At 31.6% G+C, this 21,208-nt stretch carries 21 protein-coding genes and 1 tRNA gene; 21 read left to right on the top strand and 1 reads right to left on the bottom strand.

The features are described 5' to 3' along the window. Positions 1-63: 63 nt before the first annotated feature. The 3 genes from CD129_RS12205 to pheT all read left to right on the top strand — a co-directional run bounded on the left by CD129_RS12205 (position 64) and on the right by pheT (position 4,562). Positions 64-804: a TrmH family RNA methyltransferase gene (locus tag CD129_RS12205; RefSeq protein ID WP_115337592.1), complete on the top strand. Its 741-nt coding sequence runs from the start codon at positions 64-66 to the stop codon at positions 802-804. A 294-nt stretch (positions 805-1,098) separates the two neighbouring features. Continuing rightward, a complete protein-coding gene (pheS, locus tag CD129_RS12200) occupies positions 1,099-2,157 on the top strand; it encodes a phenylalanine--tRNA ligase subunit alpha (protein ID WP_115337591.1) in 1,059 nt (352 codons plus the stop codon). Then, on the top strand, positions 2,157-4,562 hold the full coding sequence (gene pheT / locus CD129_RS12195; RefSeq protein ID WP_115337590.1) for a phenylalanine--tRNA ligase subunit beta: 2,406 nt from the start codon (positions 2,157-2,159) through the stop codon (positions 4,560-4,562). The genes pheS and pheT overlap by 1 nt, the downstream gene beginning before the upstream one ends. Positions 4,563-4,767: 205 nt before the next feature. Here pheT and rnhC read toward each other — a convergent pair whose 3' ends face one another. Beyond that, positions 4,768-5,694 (bottom strand): ribonuclease HIII, encoded by a 927-nt coding sequence (gene rnhC, locus CD129_RS12190; protein ID WP_107509586.1) that lies wholly within the window; start codon positions 5,692-5,694, stop codon positions 4,768-4,770. A gap of 178 nt (positions 5,695-5,872) precedes the next feature. On the opposite strand from rnhC, the gene zapA reads away from it, so the two are divergent. The 18 genes from zapA to CD129_RS13605 all read left to right on the top strand — a co-directional run. Next, the gene (gene zapA, locus CD129_RS12185) at positions 5,873-6,145 is read left to right on the top strand and encodes a cell division protein ZapA (protein WP_078356837.1); all 273 of its coding nucleotides are present in this window, start codon (positions 5,873-5,875) and stop codon (positions 6,143-6,145) included. After that, a complete protein-coding gene (locus CD129_RS12180) occupies positions 6,142-6,669 on the top strand; it encodes a CvpA family protein (protein WP_078356838.1) in 528 nt (175 codons plus the stop codon). The genes zapA and CD129_RS12180 overlap by 4 nt, the downstream gene beginning before the upstream one ends. Positions 6,670-6,730: 61 nt before the next feature. Next, on the top strand, positions 6,731-8,434 hold the full coding sequence (gene polX / locus CD129_RS12175; RefSeq protein WP_115337589.1) for a DNA polymerase/3'-5' exonuclease PolX: 1,704 nt from the start codon (positions 6,731-6,733) through the stop codon (positions 8,432-8,434). Between the two features lie 25 nt (positions 8,435-8,459). Further along, positions 8,460-10,808, top strand: a complete 2,349-nt coding sequence (locus CD129_RS12170) for an endonuclease MutS2 (RefSeq protein ID WP_107509585.1) — start codon at positions 8,460-8,462, stop codon at positions 10,806-10,808. A gap of 121 nt (positions 10,809-10,929) precedes the next feature. Then, entirely contained in the window at positions 10,930-11,676 is a 747-nt protein-coding gene (locus CD129_RS12165; protein ID WP_078356841.1) for an enoyl-CoA hydratase/isomerase family protein, read from the top strand. A gap of 111 nt (positions 11,677-11,787) precedes the next feature. Further along, positions 11,788-12,102 (top strand): thioredoxin, encoded by a 315-nt coding sequence (gene trxA, locus CD129_RS12160; RefSeq protein WP_078356842.1) that lies wholly within the window; start codon positions 11,788-11,790, stop codon positions 12,100-12,102. A gap of 179 nt (positions 12,103-12,281) precedes the next feature. Next, positions 12,282-14,063: an excinuclease ABC subunit UvrC gene (gene uvrC / locus CD129_RS12155; protein ID WP_078356843.1), complete on the top strand. Its 1,782-nt coding sequence runs from the start codon at positions 12,282-12,284 to the stop codon at positions 14,061-14,063. 195 nt (positions 14,064-14,258) lie between these two features. Next, positions 14,259-14,870: a succinate dehydrogenase cytochrome b558 subunit gene (locus CD129_RS12150; RefSeq protein ID WP_078356844.1), complete on the top strand. Its 612-nt coding sequence runs from the start codon at positions 14,259-14,261 to the stop codon at positions 14,868-14,870. 32 nt (positions 14,871-14,902) lie between these two features. Continuing rightward, positions 14,903-16,666, top strand: a complete 1,764-nt coding sequence (sdhA, locus tag CD129_RS12145; RefSeq protein ID WP_078356845.1) for a succinate dehydrogenase flavoprotein subunit — start codon at positions 14,903-14,905, stop codon at positions 16,664-16,666. A 2-nt stretch (positions 16,667-16,668) separates the two neighbouring features. Beyond that, entirely contained in the window at positions 16,669-17,478 is an 810-nt protein-coding gene (gene sdhB / locus CD129_RS12140; RefSeq protein ID WP_115337588.1) for a succinate dehydrogenase iron-sulfur subunit, read from the top strand. Positions 17,479-17,639: 161 nt separating this feature from the next. Continuing rightward, complete coding sequence (locus CD129_RS12135; RefSeq protein WP_078356847.1) at positions 17,640-18,074, top strand: MarR family winged helix-turn-helix transcriptional regulator; 435 nt, start codon at positions 17,640-17,642, stop codon at positions 18,072-18,074. Beyond that, complete coding sequence (racE, locus tag CD129_RS12130) at positions 18,071-18,868, top strand: glutamate racemase (protein ID WP_078356848.1); 798 nt, start codon at positions 18,071-18,073, stop codon at positions 18,866-18,868. The genes CD129_RS12135 and racE overlap by 4 nt, the downstream gene beginning before the upstream one ends. A gap of 12 nt (positions 18,869-18,880) precedes the next feature. Continuing rightward, a complete protein-coding gene (locus tag CD129_RS12125; RefSeq protein WP_115337587.1) occupies positions 18,881-19,465 on the top strand; it encodes an XTP/dITP diphosphatase in 585 nt (194 codons plus the stop codon). Then, positions 19,462-19,968 (top strand): YfcE family phosphodiesterase, encoded by a 507-nt coding sequence (locus tag CD129_RS12120; RefSeq protein ID WP_115337586.1) that lies wholly within the window; start codon positions 19,462-19,464, stop codon positions 19,966-19,968. The genes CD129_RS12125 and CD129_RS12120 overlap by 4 nt, the downstream gene beginning before the upstream one ends. A 183-nt stretch (positions 19,969-20,151) precedes the next feature. Beyond that, positions 20,152-20,367: a hypothetical protein gene (locus CD129_RS12115; RefSeq protein ID WP_078356851.1), complete on the top strand. Its 216-nt coding sequence runs from the start codon at positions 20,152-20,154 to the stop codon at positions 20,365-20,367. Positions 20,368-20,489: 122 nt separating this feature from the next. Then, positions 20,490-20,563: transfer RNA gene (locus CD129_RS12110), tRNA-Arg, on the top strand. A gap of 101 nt (positions 20,564-20,664) precedes the next feature. Further along, positions 20,665-20,874: a hypothetical protein gene (locus CD129_RS12105; RefSeq protein WP_107509582.1), complete on the top strand. Its 210-nt coding sequence runs from the start codon at positions 20,665-20,667 to the stop codon at positions 20,872-20,874. A gap of 170 nt (positions 20,875-21,044) precedes the next feature. Further along, a partial coding sequence (locus CD129_RS13605; protein ID WP_144437019.1) for a helix-turn-helix domain-containing protein occupies positions 21,045-21,208 on the top strand: 164 nt, incomplete at its 3' end.

Genomic DNA, 21,208 nt, shown 5'->3' with positions numbered 1-21,208 from the left:
ATTAAATTAGTTTTTTTTCATATATACTAGTTACATAAGTCTATTAGAATACGAGGAGTTTTTATGGAAGAGATTACTTCAGTACAAAATAATAAAATTAAAGAAATGAATAAATTGAAGAAGAAAAAAGAACGCGTTAAACAAGGGAGATTTTTAATCGAAGGTTTCCATTTGGTTGAAGAAGCTTATCATAGTAACTTGAAGATTATTTCATTATTAGCTGTAGATTATTCAAGAGTTGATGACAAAATTGTTGAATATGCTGACGATGCATATATTATAAACTTTAAAGTGGCTGAATCTTTATCAGATACGACTACGCCACAAGGAATTTTTGCTATAGTTGAACTTCCAACTTATGAGATGAGCCATTTTAAACAAGTTCTAGTATTAGATAGAGTGCAAGATCCTGGAAATATGGGCGCTTTAATTCGAAATGCAGATGCTGCTGGAATGGACGCAGTTGTCTATTCAAAAGGTAGTGCAGATCCATATCAAGATAAAGTACTACGTGCATCTCAAGGTAGTGTTTTCCATTTACCAGTAGTTGAAAATGATATTTATGAATTTATTGAAACATTTGAAGGTAATACTTATGGAACGAGTTTGCTCAATGCTGTTAATTATAAAGAAATTAATAGTCAAGAAAACTTCGCTTTAATAATGGGTAATGAAGGTTCTGGAGTTGAAGAAGAAATACTCAATCAAACGACAGAAAATCTTAATATTCCACTATACGGTAAAGCTGAAAGTTTAAATGTTGCTGTTTCATGTGGCATACTACTTTACCATTTGAAAGGTTGACCAAAGAAACAATATTTTATATAATTGTTTCATAATCAATATAAGCTTACAAAAGGACGTAAATTAATGATTGCGCATAATTAGGGAATGGATTCTAGACTGAAAAATCCTATGCAGTAACTTAATTTTTTTCATCCTTTTAGCTACTTAAAGAAATTTAAGTCGGAATGTAGATCCGTTATCAACATATAAGTGTATGCATAACTATGTATAAATTTGGGTGGTACCACGGAAGACTTCGTCCCTCTATTAGAGGGGGCGGAGTCTTTTTTTCGACTAAATAGGAGGATATATATGTCATTACAAGAGAAGTTAGCTGAATTAAGACAAGAAGCACTTGTAAGAATTAACGAAGCAAAAGCTGAAAGAGCTTTGCAAGATGTAAAAGTGAATTATTTAGGTAAAAAAGGTGTTATAACAGGTCTAATGAAAGAAATGAAAGAATTACCAAAAGAAGAAAGACCTGAATTTGGTCAATTAGTTAACGAAGTACGTAAAGCAATTGAACAAGAAATTGAAGCTAAAAAAGTACTTCTAGAAGAAGAAGCATTAAATGCCCAATTAGAAAATGAAATAATTGATGTGACACTACCTGGAAGAAAAGTAAGCCTAGGTGCTAAACATCCACTTACTAAAATAAATGAAGATTTAGAAGATTTATTCATAGGTTTAGGCTATGAAATTGTCGAAGGATATGAAGTCGAATCAGATTATTATAATTTTGAAGCTTTAAACTTACCAAAATCACATCCTGCACGTGATATGCAAGACACTTTTTATATTTCTGAAGAAATTTTAATGCGTACACATACTTCTCCTGTACAAGCTAGAACATTAGAAAAGCGTAACGGCGTTGGCCCAGTTAAAATTATTTGTCCGGGCAAAGTGTATCGTAGAGACTCTGATGATGCGACACATAGTCATCAATTTACACAAATTGAAGGATTAGTAGTTGCTGAAAACATCAAAATGAGTGACCTTAAAGGAACTTTAGAATTATTAGCACGTAAATTATTTGGTGCTGACCGTGAAATACGTTTAAGACCAAGTTTCTTCCCATTCACAGAACCTTCTGTAGAGGTGGACATATCATGTTTTAAGTGTAAAGGTCATGGCTGTAATGTATGTAAACAAACTGGATGGATTGAAGTACTAGGTTCAGGTATGGTGCATCCAAATGTATTAGAAATGGCAGGATTTGACTCAAGTAAATATTCAGGCTTTGCGTTTGGTTTAGGCCCAGATAGAATGGCAATGTTGAAATACGGAATTGAAGACATTAGACATTTCTATACTAACGACGTAAGATTTTTAGAGCAATTTAAGCCTGTAGAAGATGGCGGTGAAGCATAATGTTAATAAGTAAAGAATGGTTAAGTGAATATATTAAAATAGATGCTGGTGTAGATGAATTAGCTGAGAAGATAACAAGAAGCGGTATTGAAGTAGACAGTATTAAAAAATACGGTGAAGATATTAAGAAACTAGTTGTAGGTCATGTTATATCTAAAGAAAAACATCCTGAAGCGGATAAACTTAATATTTGTAAAGTAGATGTCGGCGAAGAGGAGCCTGTACAAATCGTATGTGGTGCACCTAACGTTGATGTTGATCAATATGTAATTGTTGTTAGAGTCGGTGGACGTTTACCAGGTGGCGTTAAAATTAAGCGAGCAAAATTAAGAGGAGAAGTTTCAGAAGGTATGATTTGTTCTCTTCAAGAAATTGGTTTAGATGCAAATGTTATGCCTAAAAAATATGCAGATGGTATTTATGTATTTTCAAATGAACAAACTCCTGGTAGTGATGCATTAGAAGCTTTATTACTTAATGATGAAGTTATGGACTTTGATCTTACACCAAATAGAGCAGATTGCTTAAGCATGCTAGGTGCGGCTCATGAAGTAAGTGCATTATATGGTAATGAAGTACAATATCCAAATACAGAATTAAAAGAGTCTATAGAAAAATCAACTCAAGCGTTATCTGTAACTATTAAAGATGAAGAAGCAATACCATATTATGCTGCAAGAGTAATTAAAAACGTTACGATTGCACCATCTCCAACTTGGATGCAATCTAGATTGATGAAAGCGGGAATTCGTCCAATAAATAACGTAGTTGATATTTCAAATTATATCTTACTAGAATACGGTCAACCTCTTCATATGTTTGACCAAGATCAAATTGGTTCAGAACAAATTGTAGCAAGATATGCGCACGAAAACGAAAAAATTACGACGCTTGATGATATTGAAAGAGAATTAATTACTTCTGATGTTGTAATTACAAACGGATCAGAACCAATTGCGATAGCTGGTGTCATGGGTGGAGATTTTTCAGAAGTAACAGAAAAAACACAAAATGTTGTAATTGAAAGCGCAATTTTCAATGCTACAAATGTAAGACAAACTTCAAGAAGATTAGGTTTAAGAAGTGAAGCATCAAGTAGATTTGAAAAGGGTATTGCAAGCGAAAGAGTAGTGGACGCTTTAAATAGAGCTGCTTTACTTTTACAAGAAATAGCAGGTGGAACAGTATTAAGTGAAGTTGTATCAGATGGCACATTGCCTGAAACTTCTAAAGTAATTGAAATTACTACAAATGATGTGAACCAATTAATTGGATTCAATCTTTCAACTGAAGAAATTAATGTTATTTTTAATCGTTTAGGCTTTGGAACAAATGTAACTGCAGAGGCATTTGAAGTTAATGTACCTTCAAGAAGAAGTGATATATCAATTAAAGCAGACTTAATTGAAGAAGTAGCGAGAATTTATGGTTATGACCAATTACCATCAACATTACCAAACTTCGAAAATGCTACTGCTGGATATTTAACAGATAATCAACTCAAAAAGCGTAAAGTAAAAGAAATACTTGAAGGCGCTGGTTTAGATCAAGCTATTACGTATTCATTAGTCCATAAAGATGTCGCTAAAAATTACACACTTGAAGATAAAGAAGTTGTAGAACTTATGATGCCTATGAGTGAAGATCAAGCGGTATTACGTCAAAGCATATTACCAAGACTAATAGACGCTACACGTTATAATGTTGCAAGAAAAAATAAAAACGTTGCATTGTATGAACAAGGTAAAGTTTTCTATAGTAACGGTAAAGACCAATTACCAACTGAAGTAGAATTTCTAAGTGGTATTTTAACAGGTCAATATTCAGGTAATAAATGGCAACAAAAAGATGAACCAGTAGATTTCTTCTTAGTTAAAGGTATTGTAGAACGTATTGCAGAACAATTAAATGTGTCGTTTACATTTGAAGCGACAAAACTAGATTTATTACACCCAGGTAGAACTGCATTTGTGAAAATGAATGAAGAAGTGGTAGGTATAATAGCAGAATTACATCCTACTGTAGAAAAAGAGAATGATTTAGACCGTACTTATGTGTTTGAGTTAAACTTTACAAAAGTATTAGCACAACCAGTCGGTAAAATAGAATATGAAGCTATTCCAAGATTTCCAGGAGTATCAAGAGATATAGCATTAGTAGTTAATACAGATGTAACTGCATCAACATTAATCAACACAATTAATGACAATGGCGCTGATATCCTGAACCATACAGAAGTGTTCGATGTTTATGAAGGTGAACATATGGAAGAAGGTAAAAAATCAGTAGCAATACGAATTGATTATTTAGACGTTAATGAAACTTTAACAGAAGACAAAGTTTCAGCAGTTCATAATCAAATATTATCAGCATTAGAACAACAAGGTGCTACTTTAAGAGCGTAAGCGCATTTTAATTATCTATAATATTAAAGGAGCTAACATTTCATTAAAAAATGTTAGCTCCTTTGTTGATAATTATTATTAAAACGTGAATTACTTTTTATTCTTCGTTGTTAGCTTTGTAAGTTGTTTGCCTATAAACCAGATTAAATAGCAAATAATAATAACGGCTAATATTATTTGCCAACTAAATGATATTAATATCATATTAATTTCTCCTTTTGCGTTTTATTAAATCTAATACTTTATCTCTATTTTTGAAATGTTTTTTTGTTATTTCATCAAGTTGTTGAATATCATATTTTTGAACGATTTTTGCTGCTTCTAGGTCAACTTTGTTACTGGCACCTTTTGGTATTAATACTTTTAAATCTTTAGCTAGTCTATCCATATGTTTAACGAATGCATATCTTGCTATGATACTTGCTGCAGCGATTGCAATAGATTTTGATTCTCCTTTAGTTTCAAAAAAAGTTATGTCTTTCCTTGGCATTTTGCCGATAACATACTTCTCATAAGTACTCGCTTGTACAAATTGATCAATGACAATTTGTTCTAATTCAGATTCTTCAATTCTAGAAATAACATTTTTGATAGCTTGATTATGTAATACGGCTTTCATTTTAACTTGACTCCAACCTTCTAATTGCTTTGTATTGTAGTTGGGATTATCCAATACAATAAGTGAATGTGGACATATTTGAATAATTTGTTCTGCTAATTCTACTATTTTTATGTCTGTTAAAGTTTTAGAGTCCATTACACCTAGTTCTTTTAATAATTTTGCATTCTTTTTAGATACGTATGTTGCACATACCGTTAATGGCCCAAAATAATCTCCACTTCCTGCTTCATCACTCCCAATTGTATTATGTAAATCAAAGGTATGTGTTTTCTTTGGGCTAGGTGAACTAGATGAGGTAGGGGCTATTTTTTGTCCTAACACTTCACTAGCTACTTGTTCAGCATCTTTACCTTGAAACATGATTTTTTTTGAGCGATAAATTTGTACTTGTGTACTCTTTATTTTTTTACGAGCTACAGTACCAGTAGGTAAATTTTCTGTATCCATTTTATATTGTTTAATTATATTATTGATTGTTTGAGAATCTATTGTTTTTACGATGTTTGCCACGTTTATGTCCTGCCTTTAATATATTTTCTATAAATAGAGTAGCATAAATTTATTATATAAACGAATATTCTCAAATGAAGTTAGTGGATATTCATACACAAATGAACATATGTCATGTATAATATAGTATGATTAAGTATATAGAAATTCCATATATAATTTGAACAGGGGTAGTATAATGAGTGAAAATAAAAATAGAGTGACAGTAGTTATAAATGATCAACATTATACAATAATTGGTGAAGACGATCCTTCGCATATTCGTTATGTAGCCGGAAGAGTCGATGAGAAGATACAAGCGTTAGGTCAGCTAAATGCTGGTTTAGATACAACGCGTAAATCTGTGCTCACGGCTGTTAATGTTATGCATGAATATGTTAAATTAGAAGAGGAAAATGATAAATTAAGAGAAGAAATCAAACAATTAAAACATAAAGGAAATTTAGAATGATTACATTAATTATAATTATATGTTTAATATTAGGTGTCATCATTGGATATAGACGTAGTTTAGTACTACAATCGCTACATTCTATTGGTACTATTTTCTCATTGGTGATTGCCGCGATATGCTTTGCACCATTTAGTAAACAATTGCATTTGATATTACCTTATCCAAGTGCTTCTACAGAAGGAAAAAACACAATATTTAATAGTATTAATAATGAGGATGCATTCTATAATATTATGGCAATACTCATTTTATTTATTTTTACTAAAGTAATTTTACAAATTGTAGCAACAGTTTTTGATTTTTATCATCAAATGGACTTTGGAGGCAAATATGCAAGATACTTTGGGATGGCATTAGGATTTATAGAGGCATACTTAGTCGTTATAATTACATTAGCTGCTATTGCAGTTATTCCAATTCCATTATTTATAGATACATTGCACCAATCATTTATTGGAAATGCTATCTTATCGAAGACACCATTCTTATCTGAGCAATTAGTAAAATGGCTTTCAAATTAAATGAATTCATATTGTAAAAAGTCATGGGCGAACCTATGACTTTTTTTACGGAGGAATAGATATGTTAACTAAAAAAGATATTGTAAAAATGTTAGAAACAATCGCTATTTATATGGAAATTAAAGGAGAAAATCCTTTTAAAGTATCAGCATATAGAAAAGCAAGTCAGTCTTTGGAAACGGACGAAAGAACACTAAATGAAATAGATGACGTTACATCTTTAAAAGGTATTGGTAAAGGTGTAGGTGATGTGATTAATGAGTATATTGATAACGGGACTCAAAGTTATTTAGATGAATTAAAAGAAGAAATTCCAGAAGGCTTAATACCATTACTTAAAATACCAGGTCTTGGCAGCAAAAAGATTGCTAAATTATATAAAGAATTAAATATAACAAATAAAGATGATTTAATTGCAGCTTGTGAAAAAAATGAAGTTTCAGCTTTACCTGGCTTTGCTAAAAAGACAGAACAAAAGCTTTTAGAAGAAGCGAAAGTTTTAGGACAAAGACCTGAAAGATATCCAATTAATAGCATGATTAAAGCACACGAAAAAGTTAATCAATATTTGGATGAAATAGAAGGTATTATTCAATATCAAGTTGCAGGCAGTTTTAGAAGAATGAGAGAAACAAGTAAAGATTTAGATTATATCATTTCTACTGAAGATGAGCTGAAGGTTCAGCAGTTATTATTAGAAATTCCAGAGATAAAAGAACAGATTGCTGTTGGGACAACAAAAGTGTCATTAGATTTGTTAATAGAAGATGATGTAATTGGTGTGGATTTTAGATTGATTAAACCAGAAGCTTTCTATCATACTTTACAACACTTCACAGGTTCAAAAGACCATAACATTAAAATCAGACAGCTTGCTAAACAAAGAAATGAGAAAGTTAGTGAATATGGTATAGAAGAAAAGAATGGTAACATCATTACTTATCAAAGCGAAAAAGAGATATATGATCATTACAATGTACCTTATATACCTCCAACTATGAGAGAAGATGGTACAGAATTTGATAAAAACATTCAAAATATTATTCAATTAGAAGATATCAATGGTGATATTCATATGCATACTACTTATAGTGATGGTGCATTTAAAATAGAAGATATGATTGAAGCGGCTATCGAGCGTGGCTATAAATTTATTTGCATTACAGATCATTCTAGAAATTTAGCAGTAGCTAATGGTTTATCAATTGAACGATTACTTGAACAAAACAAAAAGATTAAAGCATTAAATGAAAAATATAAAGAGATAGATATTTATAGTGGAACAGAAATGGATATTAAACCAGATGGTTCATTAGATTATCCTGATGAAGTGTTAAAAGAACTAGATTATGTTATTGCAGCTATTCATCAAAGCTTTAATCAGACTGAAGAAGAAATTATGAATAGACTAAAAACAGCATGTGAAAATAAATATGTTAGACATATTGCACACCCAACTGGTCGTATTATAGGTAGACGTGAAGGGTACAAAGTCAATATGGAACAACTTATTAAAATGGCGAAAGAAACAAACACTGTTTTAGAATTAAATGCTAATCCTCAAAGATTAGATTTAAACGCTGAAGTGTTAAAAAACAATCCTGATTTAATGATCACAATCAACACAGATGCACATCATATTGATCATTTTGATTTTATGAAATATGGTGTTGGCACAGCTCAAAAAGGATGGGTAGATAAATCTCAAGTCATTAATGCTAAATCACGTGAAGAATTTAAAGAATGGATTAAATCAGAGAAATAAAGTATTAAAGAAGAGGGAAGATAATATGAATGAAAAAACATTAAAAGTTCTTGAATATCCCTTAATTATTCAACAATTATCTGCACATGCTACTAGTGATATAGCAGAGAGACTTATTAGTGAACTTAAACCAAGTGATGAACTGGAAACAGTTCAAAAGAGTTTGAATGAAACAGACGAAATGACTCAAATATATAATAAGCATAGAGTTCCTGGTTATTCAGGATTAAAAGATATAAAATCTTATGTCAGAAGAGCTGAAATAGGCAGCTTACTAAATGTTGAAGAATTAAACCAAATTAAACGTAATATTCAAGTTCAAAATAGATTCAAAACGTTTTATGCAAGTATAGTTGATGAAGACGAAGAAATTCTTTATCCAATTATTGATGGATATGTAGCACAGTTACCAGTATTAAGTGATTTACTCAATCAAATTAGCGAGCAATGTGATGAGCATGACTTATTTGATACAGCTAGTCCGAAATTAGCAGAACTGCGTCATCAAATAAAAAAGACAAACGATCGTATTAAATCGAGACTAGAGCAAATGGTGAGATCATCAGCGAATCAGAAGAAACTATCTGATTCTATTGTGACAGTAAGAAACGATAGACATGTACTACCAGTTAAAGCAGAATATCGACAAGATTTTAATGGTATCGTTCATGATCAATCAGCATCTGGCCAAACGTTATATATTGAACCAAGTGCAATTGTAGAGATGCATAATCAAATTTCTCAAGTTAAAGCTAAAGAAAAAGAAGAAAAAGATAGATTACTATATATATTAACTGAACTTGTCAGTGAAGTAGGATATGAACTATTATCGAGTACAGAAGTTATGGGCCATTTAGATTTTATTACCGCTAAAGCAAAGTTTGGCGCAACAATTAAAGCAACTAAACCTGTATTATCTGACGATAGAGCGATTTATTTACCAAAAGCAAGACACCCATTAATTAATCAGGCTGAGGTTATTAGTAATACTATAGAATTTAAACAAGATATAAATGCAGTTATTATTACGGGACCGAATACAGGTGGTAAAACGGTCACCTTAAAAACAGTCGGTCTCATTACATTGATGGCGCAGTCAGGTTTATTGATTCCTACATTAGATGGTGCAATTATAACTATTTTCAAAAAAGTATTTTGCGATATTGGTGATGAACAATCTATTGAACAGTCGCTTTCAACGTTTTCATCACATATGAAAAATATCGTTAATATTATTGATCAAGCTGATAAAGATTCATTAATTCTATTTGATGAACTCGGAGCGGGTACAGATCCTAGTGAAGGTGCCGCTTTAGCGATGAGCATACTTGATTATACAATTGAAAAAGATGCGCTAATTATGGCAACTACACATTATCCAGAACTTAAAGCATATAGTTATAATCGTGATAAAGTTATGAATGCAAGTGTCGAATTTGATGTTGAAACATTAAGACCTACCTATAAACTATTAATGGGTATACCAGGAAGATCAAATGCATTTGAAATATCTAAAAAATTAGGACTAAAAAATGAACTCATCAATCACGCTAAATCATTAATTGGTCAAGATGAGAAAGAAATTAATGTAATGATTGAATCTCTAGAAAAGAATGCGAAATCTGTAGAAAATGACAGAATTGAAGTTGAAAAATTGAAACAAGAATCAGCTGAATTACATCAATCACTATCTCAAGAATTACAGCGATTCGAAAAATTCAAAACACAATTAATGGATGATGCAAGAAATAAAGCAAACCAAGAAGTGAAACAAAAAACAAAAGAAGCTGAATCCATACTACAAGAACTTAGAGATATGCGAGATAATTCAGTAGCAAATGTAAAAGAACACGAGCTCATTGAAAGAAAGAAACGACTAGATAATCAATATACAGAAGCATCAATCAAACAAAATGTAAAAAAAGAGCGTCACGATAAAATTGAAAAAGGCGATGACGTTAAAGTTTTATCTTATGGTCAAAAAGGTGAAGTTATAGATGTTGTTAATGATAAAGAAGTAGTCGTTCAAATGGGTATACTTAAAATGAAAATTGAAGTAAAAGATTTAGAAAAGCTTGATAAAAAGAAACAACAACCAAGCAAAGTTGTTCCTAGAACTAATCGTACGACGATTAAAATGGATTTAGACTTACGCGGTTATCGTTATGAAGAGGCTATGATTGAATTAGATCAATATATTGATCAAGCAGTTCTTTCAAATTATGGTACAGTTAATATTATCCATGGTAAAGGTACTGGTGCATTACAAAAAGGTGTAACAGATCATTTGAAACGACATCGTTCAGTAGATAGCTTTAGAACAGGAATGCCATCAGAAGGTGGATTTGGTGTTACTGTAGTAACATTGAAATAAGGAGGAAACATATTGGATAATTTTGATATGTATAAACTAGCAAAAGTGTTGCTCGTTATTTCTGCTTTAACATTTATTGCAGGTATTGTTTATTTATTATTCTTATAAGGAGGTAATTTGAATGATTGAGACTAACGTTGAGAAGCAAGTTCTATTTATTCATTTAAATCATGGTCCAGTTAACGCATTAAATGAAGAAGTTTTAGCGGCTATCATCAAAGCCATTGAGACTCAAGGATTTGATGATAATGTGAAAGTAATCGTAATTAAAGGTAATGAAAAATGTTTTTCTGCAGGTGCAGACATTAAATCATTTCCAAATTTAACAAAGCATGAAAGATTAGACTTAGCTTCAACTAGCGCAAAATTATTTAGACTAATCAAAACTTGTCATAAACCAGTGATAAGTTCTATTCATGGAGTATGTTTAGGTGGAGGATTTGAATTAGCTTTAGCATGTGATATGAGATTAATTACGAAAGATACGAAAGTAGGATTACCTGAAATTAATTTAGGAATATTTCCTGGATTTGGTGGCGTAAGAAGATTATCTTATATGATAGGGCAACATAAAGCATTACAAATCGCTTTAACAGGTGAAAATATTAACTTAGATGATATAAAGTATTTGTTTAATGAAATTGTTAAAGATAAAGCAGAATTAGAAAAAGCAACTGAAGAATTAGCTTATAATATAGCATCGAAGTCATTAGACTCAATAAAAGTTATTAAACAAATGTCCAATTTAGATTTATCATTAGAAAGTGACCAAATTGAAGAAAGACATTTCGTAGATATTATAGAAAGTGAAAATGCTCAAGAAGGTATTGATGCATTTATCTCAAAAAGAAAACCAGAATTTAAGTGATTGCTTCCAAGTCCAACATCAAGTACAATACAGTTTGAGCAAACAACATGCATTGCAAAATAAAGCGTGCTATACTCTCATTATCATAAGTTAACAAGGAGGATTTTTCCAATGGCATTAGTAAAAGCAACAGATGCAAATTTCGATGAACAAATTAAAGAAGGCGTAAGTTTAGTGGACTTCTGGGCACCATGGTGTGGACCTTGTAAAATGATCGCGCCAGTATTAGAAGATTTAGCTAAAGACGTTGAAGGTAAAGCAGATATCGTTAAATTAGATGTAGATGAAAACCAAGCAACAGCAGCTAAATACGAAGTAATGAGTATTCCAACATTAATCGTATTCAAAGATGGCGAAGCTGTAGATAAAGTAGTAGGTTTCCAACCTAAAGAACAATTAGAACAAGTATTATCTAAACACTATTAATAAGATTGAGTAATGGTGATAAGAGGCTGAGACAATTAAATTGTCCAGCTTCTTTTTTGTTCCCTTATATTTCTTGAGCACCTAAATATACATTTCTAATTTTTATGTTAAATAGAACGTATGTTTTGGTTAAATGAAATATTGTTGATATAATTATTAAAAAAAGGTAGGTGAATAAGGTGGAAGACTACCAAAAAAGAATAAAACAAAAATTAGATGTATTACCTACATATCCTGGTTGTTACATTATGAAAGACAGACATGACTCTGTTATATATGTTGGTAAAGCAAAACGTCTTAGAAATAGAGTTCGAAGTTATTTTACAGGTGCACATGATGAAAAAACAACTCGTCTAGTTGGAGAGATTCGAGATTTTGAATTTATCGTTACATCTAGTGAAATTGAATCATTATTATTAGAGTTAAACCTTATAAAAAAACATCAACCTAGATATAACATCTTATTAAAAGATGATAAAAGTTACCCCTTTATCAAAATTACGAAAGAAAAGCACCCACGTTTAATCGTTACAAGAACTGTGAAAAAAGATTCAGGAAAATATTTTGGTCCTTATCCAAATGCTTATGCAGCACATGAAACGAAAAAATTGCTAGATAGAATCTATCCTTTAAGAAAATGTGTAACAATGCCTAACAAAGTTTGCTTATATTACCATATAGGACAATGTTTAGGACCATGTGTCTATCCTGTTGAACAAGCACAATATCAAGCTATGATTAAAGAAATTACAGACTTTTTAAATGGTGATGATAAATCAATTGTGAATGATTTAAAAGAAAAAATGAATGCAGCTAGTGAAGCTTTAAAATTTGAAGAAGCTAAAGAATATAGGGACTTAATTCAGCATATTGAAATGTTGAATTATAAACAAAATATGATGTCATCAGATATGACGATGAGAGATATATTCGGTTATTCTGTCGATAAAGGTTGGATGTGTATTCAAGTGTTCTTCATAAGACAAGGGAAATTGATAGAAAGACAGGCATCTATGATTCCAATAATACAAACTGCGGAAGAAGAATTTTATACCTTTATAGGTCAGTTTTATACATTGAATCAACATTTAACACCTAAAGAAATACACATTCCAAAAGACATAGACATTAAAACAGTTGAGTCAGTTGTTGATTCAAAAGTTGTACAACCTAAAAGAGGTAAGAAAAAAGAAATGGTAGATTTAGCAATTAAAAACGCTAGTATTTCATTGAAAAACAAATTTGAACTCATCGCGAAAGATGAATCACGAACAATAAAAGCAATAGACAATTTAGGTGAAGCAATGGGAATTCAAACACCAATTAGAATTGAAGCATTCGATAATTCTAATATTCAAGGTGTTGATCCTGTATCAGTCATGATTGCTTTTGTAGATGGCAAACCAAGTAAAAAAGATTATCGTAAATACAAAATTAAATCAGTCAAAGGACCTGATGATTATAAATCTATGCAAGAAGCTGTTAGAAGAAGATATACAAGAGTTTTAAAAGAAGGCTTGCCAATACCAGATTTAATAATTGTTGATGGTGGTAAAGGTCATATGACTTCTGTTAGAGAAGTATTAGAAAATGAATTAGGACTTGATATTCCAATTGCAGGATTAAGTAAAAATGATAAACACCAAACTTCAGAATTACTTTATGGTGCTCAAGCAGAAATTATACCACTAAAGAAAAACTCTCAAGAATTTTATTTACTTCAACGAATACAAGATGAAGTGCATAGATTTGCAATTAGTTTTCATAGATCAACGCGACAAAAGACAACCTTGAAATCTGCTTTAGATGAAATAGAAGGCATAGGGCCGAAAAGAAAGCAAACATTGCTAAAACATTTTGGTTCTATTAAGAAAATGAGAGAGTCTAGTTTGAAAGATTTTACTGAAATTGGGTTACCAGAAAAAGTTGCTCAAAATTTAGTAAAAAAGCTTAGTAATTAAAGAGTAAAATTACAATAAAAAATCAATATATTTGGCCATGAGAATTATTCTCATGCCCAAATTCATACTTAATGATGTTACAATATACATGTAATGCTCATCGAATTTTTTTTAGCATATATGTAATCGTTTTCAGTTTTGCATATATAATAATATATCGATAGAGCCATAGATTAAAGTTAGGGGGGACTTCTTTTGGCGTCAAGCGAAAAACAGTTTATATTACGTCGTATTCATTCATTATTAGGTGTAATTCCTATAGGAATATTCTTGATTCAACACTTATTAATTAACCACTTTGCAACAATTAGCCCGGAGGCTTTCAATAAAGCATCTGATTTTATGTGGAATTTACCATTTAAAATAGTGTTAGAGGTTGTAGTAATTTATATTCCTATACTATTCCACGCTATTTATGGATTATACATAGCTTTTACAGCTAAAGAAAATGTAGGAAGACAATCTTTATTCAGAAACTGGATGTTTTTACTACAACGCATAACTGGTATAGTTTCATTTATTTTTATAGCTGTACACGTATACCAAACACGTATTCAAGCTGCATTAGGTCATCATGTTGATTTTGATATGGTATCAGATATTTTATCTAATCCTATTTCTGTAACGCTTTATGTTATTGGTGTGCTAAGTGTTATATTCCATTTTTCAAATGGATTATGGTCATTCTGCATTACTTGGGGAATTACACAATCACCTAAATCTCAACGTTTTATGACATATGTAACATTATTAGTATTTATAGTAATTAGTATTATTGGCTTAAGAGCTATTTTTGCATTCGTATAAGATTTATACTTTTTAGGGGAGTGACAATTTTTATGGCAAACAACAAAATTATTGTTGTCGGTGGCGGTTTAGCAGGATTGATGGCAACAATTAAAGCTGCAGAAAAAGGTGCACATGTTGATTTATTCTCATTAGTACCTGTTAAACGTTCACACTCTGTATGTGCGCAAGGTGGTATTAACGGAGCTGTTAATACAAAAGGTGAAGGTGACTCTACTTTCATTCACTTTGATGACACAGTATATGGTGGAGATTTCTTAGCTAACCAAACACCAGTGAAAAATATGACTGCAGCAGCACCAAGTATCATACATTTATTAGACAGAATGGGCGTAATGTTTAACCGTACACCTGAAGGTCTTTTAGATTTCCGTAGATTTGGTGGTACTTTATATCATAGAACTGCTTTTGCAGGTGCAACGACTGGGCAACAACTATTATATGCATTAGATGAACAAGTGAGAAGCTTTGAAGTAAAAGGTTTAGTTACAAAATATGAAGGCTGGGAATTTTTAGGTATCATAAAAGATGATGAAAATTCAGCCCGTGGTATCGTAGCGCAAAACTTAACAGATTCTAAAATAGAATCATTTGGTTCAGATGCTGTAATTATGGCAACAGGTGGTCCTGGTATTATCTTTGGTAAGTCTACTAACTCAATGATTAATACAGGTTCTGCTGCATCAGTTGTTTATCAACAAGGTGCTAAGTATGCTAACGGTGAATTTATTCAAATTCACCCAACTGCAATTCCAGGTGATGATAAACTAAGATTAATGAGTGAATCAGCTCGTGGTGAAGGTGGACGTATCTGGACTTATAAAGATGGTAAACCATGGTATTTCTTAGAAGAAAAATACCCAGATTACGGTAACTTAGTACCACGTGATATCGCAACGCGTGAAATATTTGATGTTTGTGTTAACCAAAAACTTGGTATTAACGGTGAGAACATGGTATATCTTGACTTATCACATAAAGACGCACATGAATTAGATGTTAAGCTTGGCGGTATAATAGAAATATATGAAAAATTCACTGGTGACGACCCTCGTAAAGTCCCAATGAAAATATTCCCAGCTGTTCATTATTCAATGGGTGGAATTTGGGTAGACTTTGATCAAATGACTAACATTAAAGGTCTATTTGCAGCAGGTGAATGTGATTATTCACAACATGGCGGTAATAGATTAGGAGCTAACTCTTTATTATCAGCTATTTATGGTGGTATGGTTGCAGGACCAAATGCAATGGAATATGTTAAAAATATTAAAACTTCATACACTGAATTAGATGAAGAAATATTCCAAAAACGTATTGATGAAGAACAAGAAAAATTCGACCACTTATTACAACTTAAAGGTACTGAAAATGCTTATAAGTTACACAAAGAATTAGGTGAAATTATGACTGCAAACGTTACTGTTGTTCGTCATAATGATAAACTTCTTGAAACTGATAAGAAAATTGTTGAATTAATGGAAAGATATCAAAATATTGATATGGAAGATACTTCAACATGGAGTAACCAAGCTGTATTCTTTACACGTCAATTATGGAATATGTTAGTTTTAGCAAGAGTTATTACGATTGGTGCATATAATCGTAATGAATCTCGAGGGGCACACTATAAACCAGAGTTCCCTGAACGTAATGATGAAGAATGGTTAAAAACAACTATTGCTCAGTTCAGAGGACCAGAAGAAGCACCTGAATTCTCATATGAAGAAGTGGATGTTAGTCACATTAAACCTCGTAAACGAGATTACTCTAAGAAATCCGAAGGGAGTAAATAATAATGGCAGACACTCAAACAGTTGAACAAAATTCACAAGATCAAAATCAAGAAAATAAAACAATTTCAATTATCATAAAACGACAAGAAAATGATCAGTCAAGACCATACGAAGAAAAATTTGAGATTCCTTATAGACCAAATATGAACGTAATCGCAGCTTTGATGGAAATTCAAAGAAATCCGTTCACTTCAAATGGTGAAAAGACAACGCCAGTTACATGGGATATGAACTGTCTGGAAGAAGTTTGTGGCGCTTGTTCTATGGTTATTAATGGTAAAGCACGTCAATCATGTTCTGCTATCATTGACCAATTAGAACAACCAATCAAACTTGAACCTATGAAAACTTTCCCAGTGATTCGTGACTTACAAGTTGATCGTTCTCGTATGTTCGATAACTTGAAAAAAGTTCAAGCATGGGTTCCAATTGATGGTACTTATGATTTAGGTCCTGGTCCACGTATGCCTGAGAAAAAACGTCAAACAGCATATGAGTTATCTAAATGTATGACATGTGGTGTATGTTTAGAAGTATGTCCTAATGTAAACGTAGATAATAATTTTATGGGTGCACAAGCAATTTCTCAAGTTCGTCTTTTCAACTTACATCCAACAGGTAGTATGACTAAAGATGAGAGAATTAAAGCGTTGATGTCTGATGGCGGCATTCAAGAATGTGGTAGTTCACAAAACTGTGTTAATGCTTGTCCAAAAGGTATTCCTTTAACAACATCAATCGCAGCAATGAATAGAGAAACTACATTCCAAATGTTTAAATCATTCTTCGGATCAGATCACGAAGTTAACTAAAACGATTTAAAATAAATTAACCTTTAAAGCCAATTATAAAATTGGTTTTAAAGGTTTTTTTCTATTATTCGTGATGAAAAAGGACCAATTAATTAACCGCAAATAAATGTATGTGTTATTATAATTAGTATAAGTTTTAAGTGAAAAGAGGTTCAAAAGCAATGGAAGAAATTACTAAACAGATTGAATATTCGCTTCGACATATCGTTGATAGAACTAAGTTGAGATCGAGAGGACAGTTAAAAGTATACGATATTTCACCTCCACAATTTATTGCGTTACAATGGTTAAATGAACATCAACAATTAACAATAGGTGAGTTATCTAAACGATTATATTTAGCTTATTCTACGACTACAGACATAATTGATAAACTTGAACAAAAAGAATTAGTCTTAAGAATTCAATCTGAGGAAGATAAAAGAGTATTCCATGTCAAGTTATTAGAAAAAGGTACAGCTCTAATCGATGAAGTAGTTTATGCAAGACAATCATATACTGAAGATCTTTTATCAGTGATGAACGAAGAAGACAAAATTAAATTTAATGAAGCTCTAGAGATTATGCTGAAAAGAATGAGAAGTGAAGATAAATGAATAAACCAATAGGCGTAATTGATTCAGGTATCGGTGGGTTAACAGTTGCTAAAGAAATAATGAGGCAATTGCCTAACGAGACGATTTATTACTTAGGTGATATAGGTAGATGTCCTTACGGGCCAAGAAGTAAAGAAGAGGTAAAAACATTTACTATACAACTGGCTAACTTTTTAGTAGAAAAAGATATTAAAATGCTTGTAATTGCTTGTAACACAGCAACTGCTGTAGCATTAAAACCATTACAAGAATTATTATCAATTCCTGTTATAGGTGTAATTGACCCAGGTTCTAGAACAGCTATAATGACGACTAATAATAATCGTGTGCTCGTATTAGGAACAGAAGGCACAATTAAATCTGAAGCATATAGAAGAAGTATAAAGTCTATAAACCCACAAGTAGAAGTTAAGGGTATTGCATGCCCAGGCTTCGTACCTTTAGTGGAACAAATGAGGTATAAAGATCCAACTATTACAAGCATTGTCATACATCAAACACTTAAACAATGGCGTTATGATGATTCCGATACGGTGATATTAGGATGTACTCATTACCCATTATTATATGATGCTATCCATCAATATTTTGATGATGGAAAGACCATTATCTCTTCAGGTTTGGAAACTGCTAGAGAGGTCAGTGCCTTATTAACATTTAGTAATGAGCACTCTTATTACACACCTAAACCTAAGCATAAATTTTTTGCAAATGGTGATGTAGAGCATATTACACGAACTATAAAAGAATGGCTGCATATAGAAGACGCTAAAGTTGAAAGAATAACATTGTAAGGAGAGATAATTATGAACGATATCATTATCGCATCAAACAACAAAGGTAAAATAAATGACTTTAAAGCAATTTTTCCTAAAGCGAATGTTATAGGTATTTCTGAAATTGCTCCTGATTTTGATGTAGAAGAAACAGGTATGACATTTGAAGAAAATGCTATATTAAAAGCAGAAACAGCATCAAAACAATTAAAAAAAATAGTTATAGCAGATGACAGTGGTTTATCTGTAAAAGCTTTAAATGGTGAACCAGGTATATACTCAGCAAGATATGCTGGAGAACAAAAAAATGATCAAGATAATATTGATAAATTATTAAGTAACCTGCAAGGTATAGAGAATAGAGAGGCAGAGTTTGTATGTGCAATAGCTGTCAGTGAACCAGGTAAAGAAACACTTACTTATGTAGGTAAAGCACAAGGTGAAATAATAGATGAACAGAGAGGAGAAAATGGATTTGGATATGATCCGATTTTCTTCGTTCCTTCATTAGACAGAACGATGGCCGAATTAACAGTAGCAGAAAAAAGTGCAATTAGCCACCGTGGTAATGCAATTAAACTAATGAATGAAGATGTAGGGGAGAGATTCCAATGAGATGGATAATTGTCAGTGATAATCACGGAGAACAAGGAATACTACATGAAATATATGATAAATATAAAGAAGCGGATTTATTCTTACATCTAGGAGATTCAGAGTTTGATTATGATGATACTGAATTAACCTTATATAATAGAGTAAAAGGTAATTGTGATTTTGATCCACGTTTTCCAATAGAAGAGCAAGTAGAAGTTCAAGGAATCGGATATTTCTATACACATGGACATCGATATGAAGTTAAAGGTGCTAGAGATGTATTAAGTGCACATGCTAAGAAAGCAAATGCTAATTTTGCTTTCTATGGACATAGCCATGTTGCTTTATGTGAATCAATTGATGGTGTATATTGTATAAATCCAGGTAGCATCTCTCAAACTCGAGGGAAATGGGAAGAAACCTATGCTGTAATAGATTTTGATAGTGAGCTTAACAATGCTAGTTTAACTTTCTTAAATAGAAATCATGAAGAAATTGAAAAACAATCTTTAGCTTTATAATAAAGTTTCACACAACCAAAACTTTTAATAGCTTTTATTAATTGAGATATTCATATGAATATCTCAATTTTATTAAATAATTAGAATAAACTTTCAATTAAAGTGAAAATGTTTTATAATTATTAATGTCGTAAATTTAATGTAAAGAAGTAAGAACTGTAATGTAATCAGGAGGGTGTTAAAATGAGTAGAACACACGTAACATCAGTTATTAATCAAGACAAATTTTGTATTAATAAAACTGAAGAACATGAATTACATAAAAACGAAAACATATATGTATTAACTTCAAATGGGCTAGTACATGCAAGTGTATTAGAAATATTTGAAGAAAAATCAGTATGTAAAGCAGAAAAAGCCAATATAGTTAAAGTAAATGACATCGTAATCGCTGAATAAAGTATAAATAATTTAAATAAACGTGTAATAATACTTCGAAAGCGATTTAATAAACCTTTTTCTTTTTAAAAAGTATTGATAAATCAGGTTCTATTCGATATAATTATTCTTGTGTTGAAAATGTCCTGGTAGCTCAGCTGGATAGAGCAACGGCCTTCTAAGCCGTCGGTCGGGGGTTCGAATCCCTCCCAGGACGTAAATTACCAATATTCCGTTGTATCTCGTTATTTGTAACGATGATATAACGGGATTTTTTTGTATATAGATATTCATCTACTCAAAATGTAGTTGATAAAGATGAATGAAGAAAAGTCTCTAGAATATTGGATGGATCGAGCGCGTAATACAATAAATCAAGAAATACAAGAAGATGCAAAGGAAAATAATAACAGTAATGAAGTAGTTTATATTTCAGGACAAAATTATTTTGCGAAGGAGTATGGTAGCAAAAAAGAATTGTTAATTTCATCAGGTGGTGATACCTATGATTATAGTTGTTACTCCTAGAAAAGATTAGCATGGCAGACTATGAAATCTTAATGATAGTATTTACTGTCATTGGATTAGTCATGATTAAAGAAAGCCATAAAAAATAACCATCACTAACTTTGATACACTCCCCTAAAAGCAGACACTTTAAATATAAAAAGTGGACTATATTAGAGGAGTGTATTTTTATGACTATAAATAAAATGCCTTTAGAAGAACGTATTAAATTAGTAGAAGATATAATTGGTGGTCATCTAACAATATACAGTGCAGCAAAAACCCATGGGGTTTCTAGTGCTACATTACAAGAATGGGTAAGAAGATATAAAGCATATGGTGAAGAAGGACTAAA

It is taken from the genome of Mammaliicoccus fleurettii, assembly GCF_003970575.1.
Lineage (GTDB): Bacteria > Bacillota > Bacilli > Staphylococcales > Staphylococcaceae > Mammaliicoccus > Mammaliicoccus fleurettii.
The sequence above is the reverse complement of the archived record's forward strand: the minus strand, read 5'-3'. Positions and strand labels throughout refer to the sequence as shown.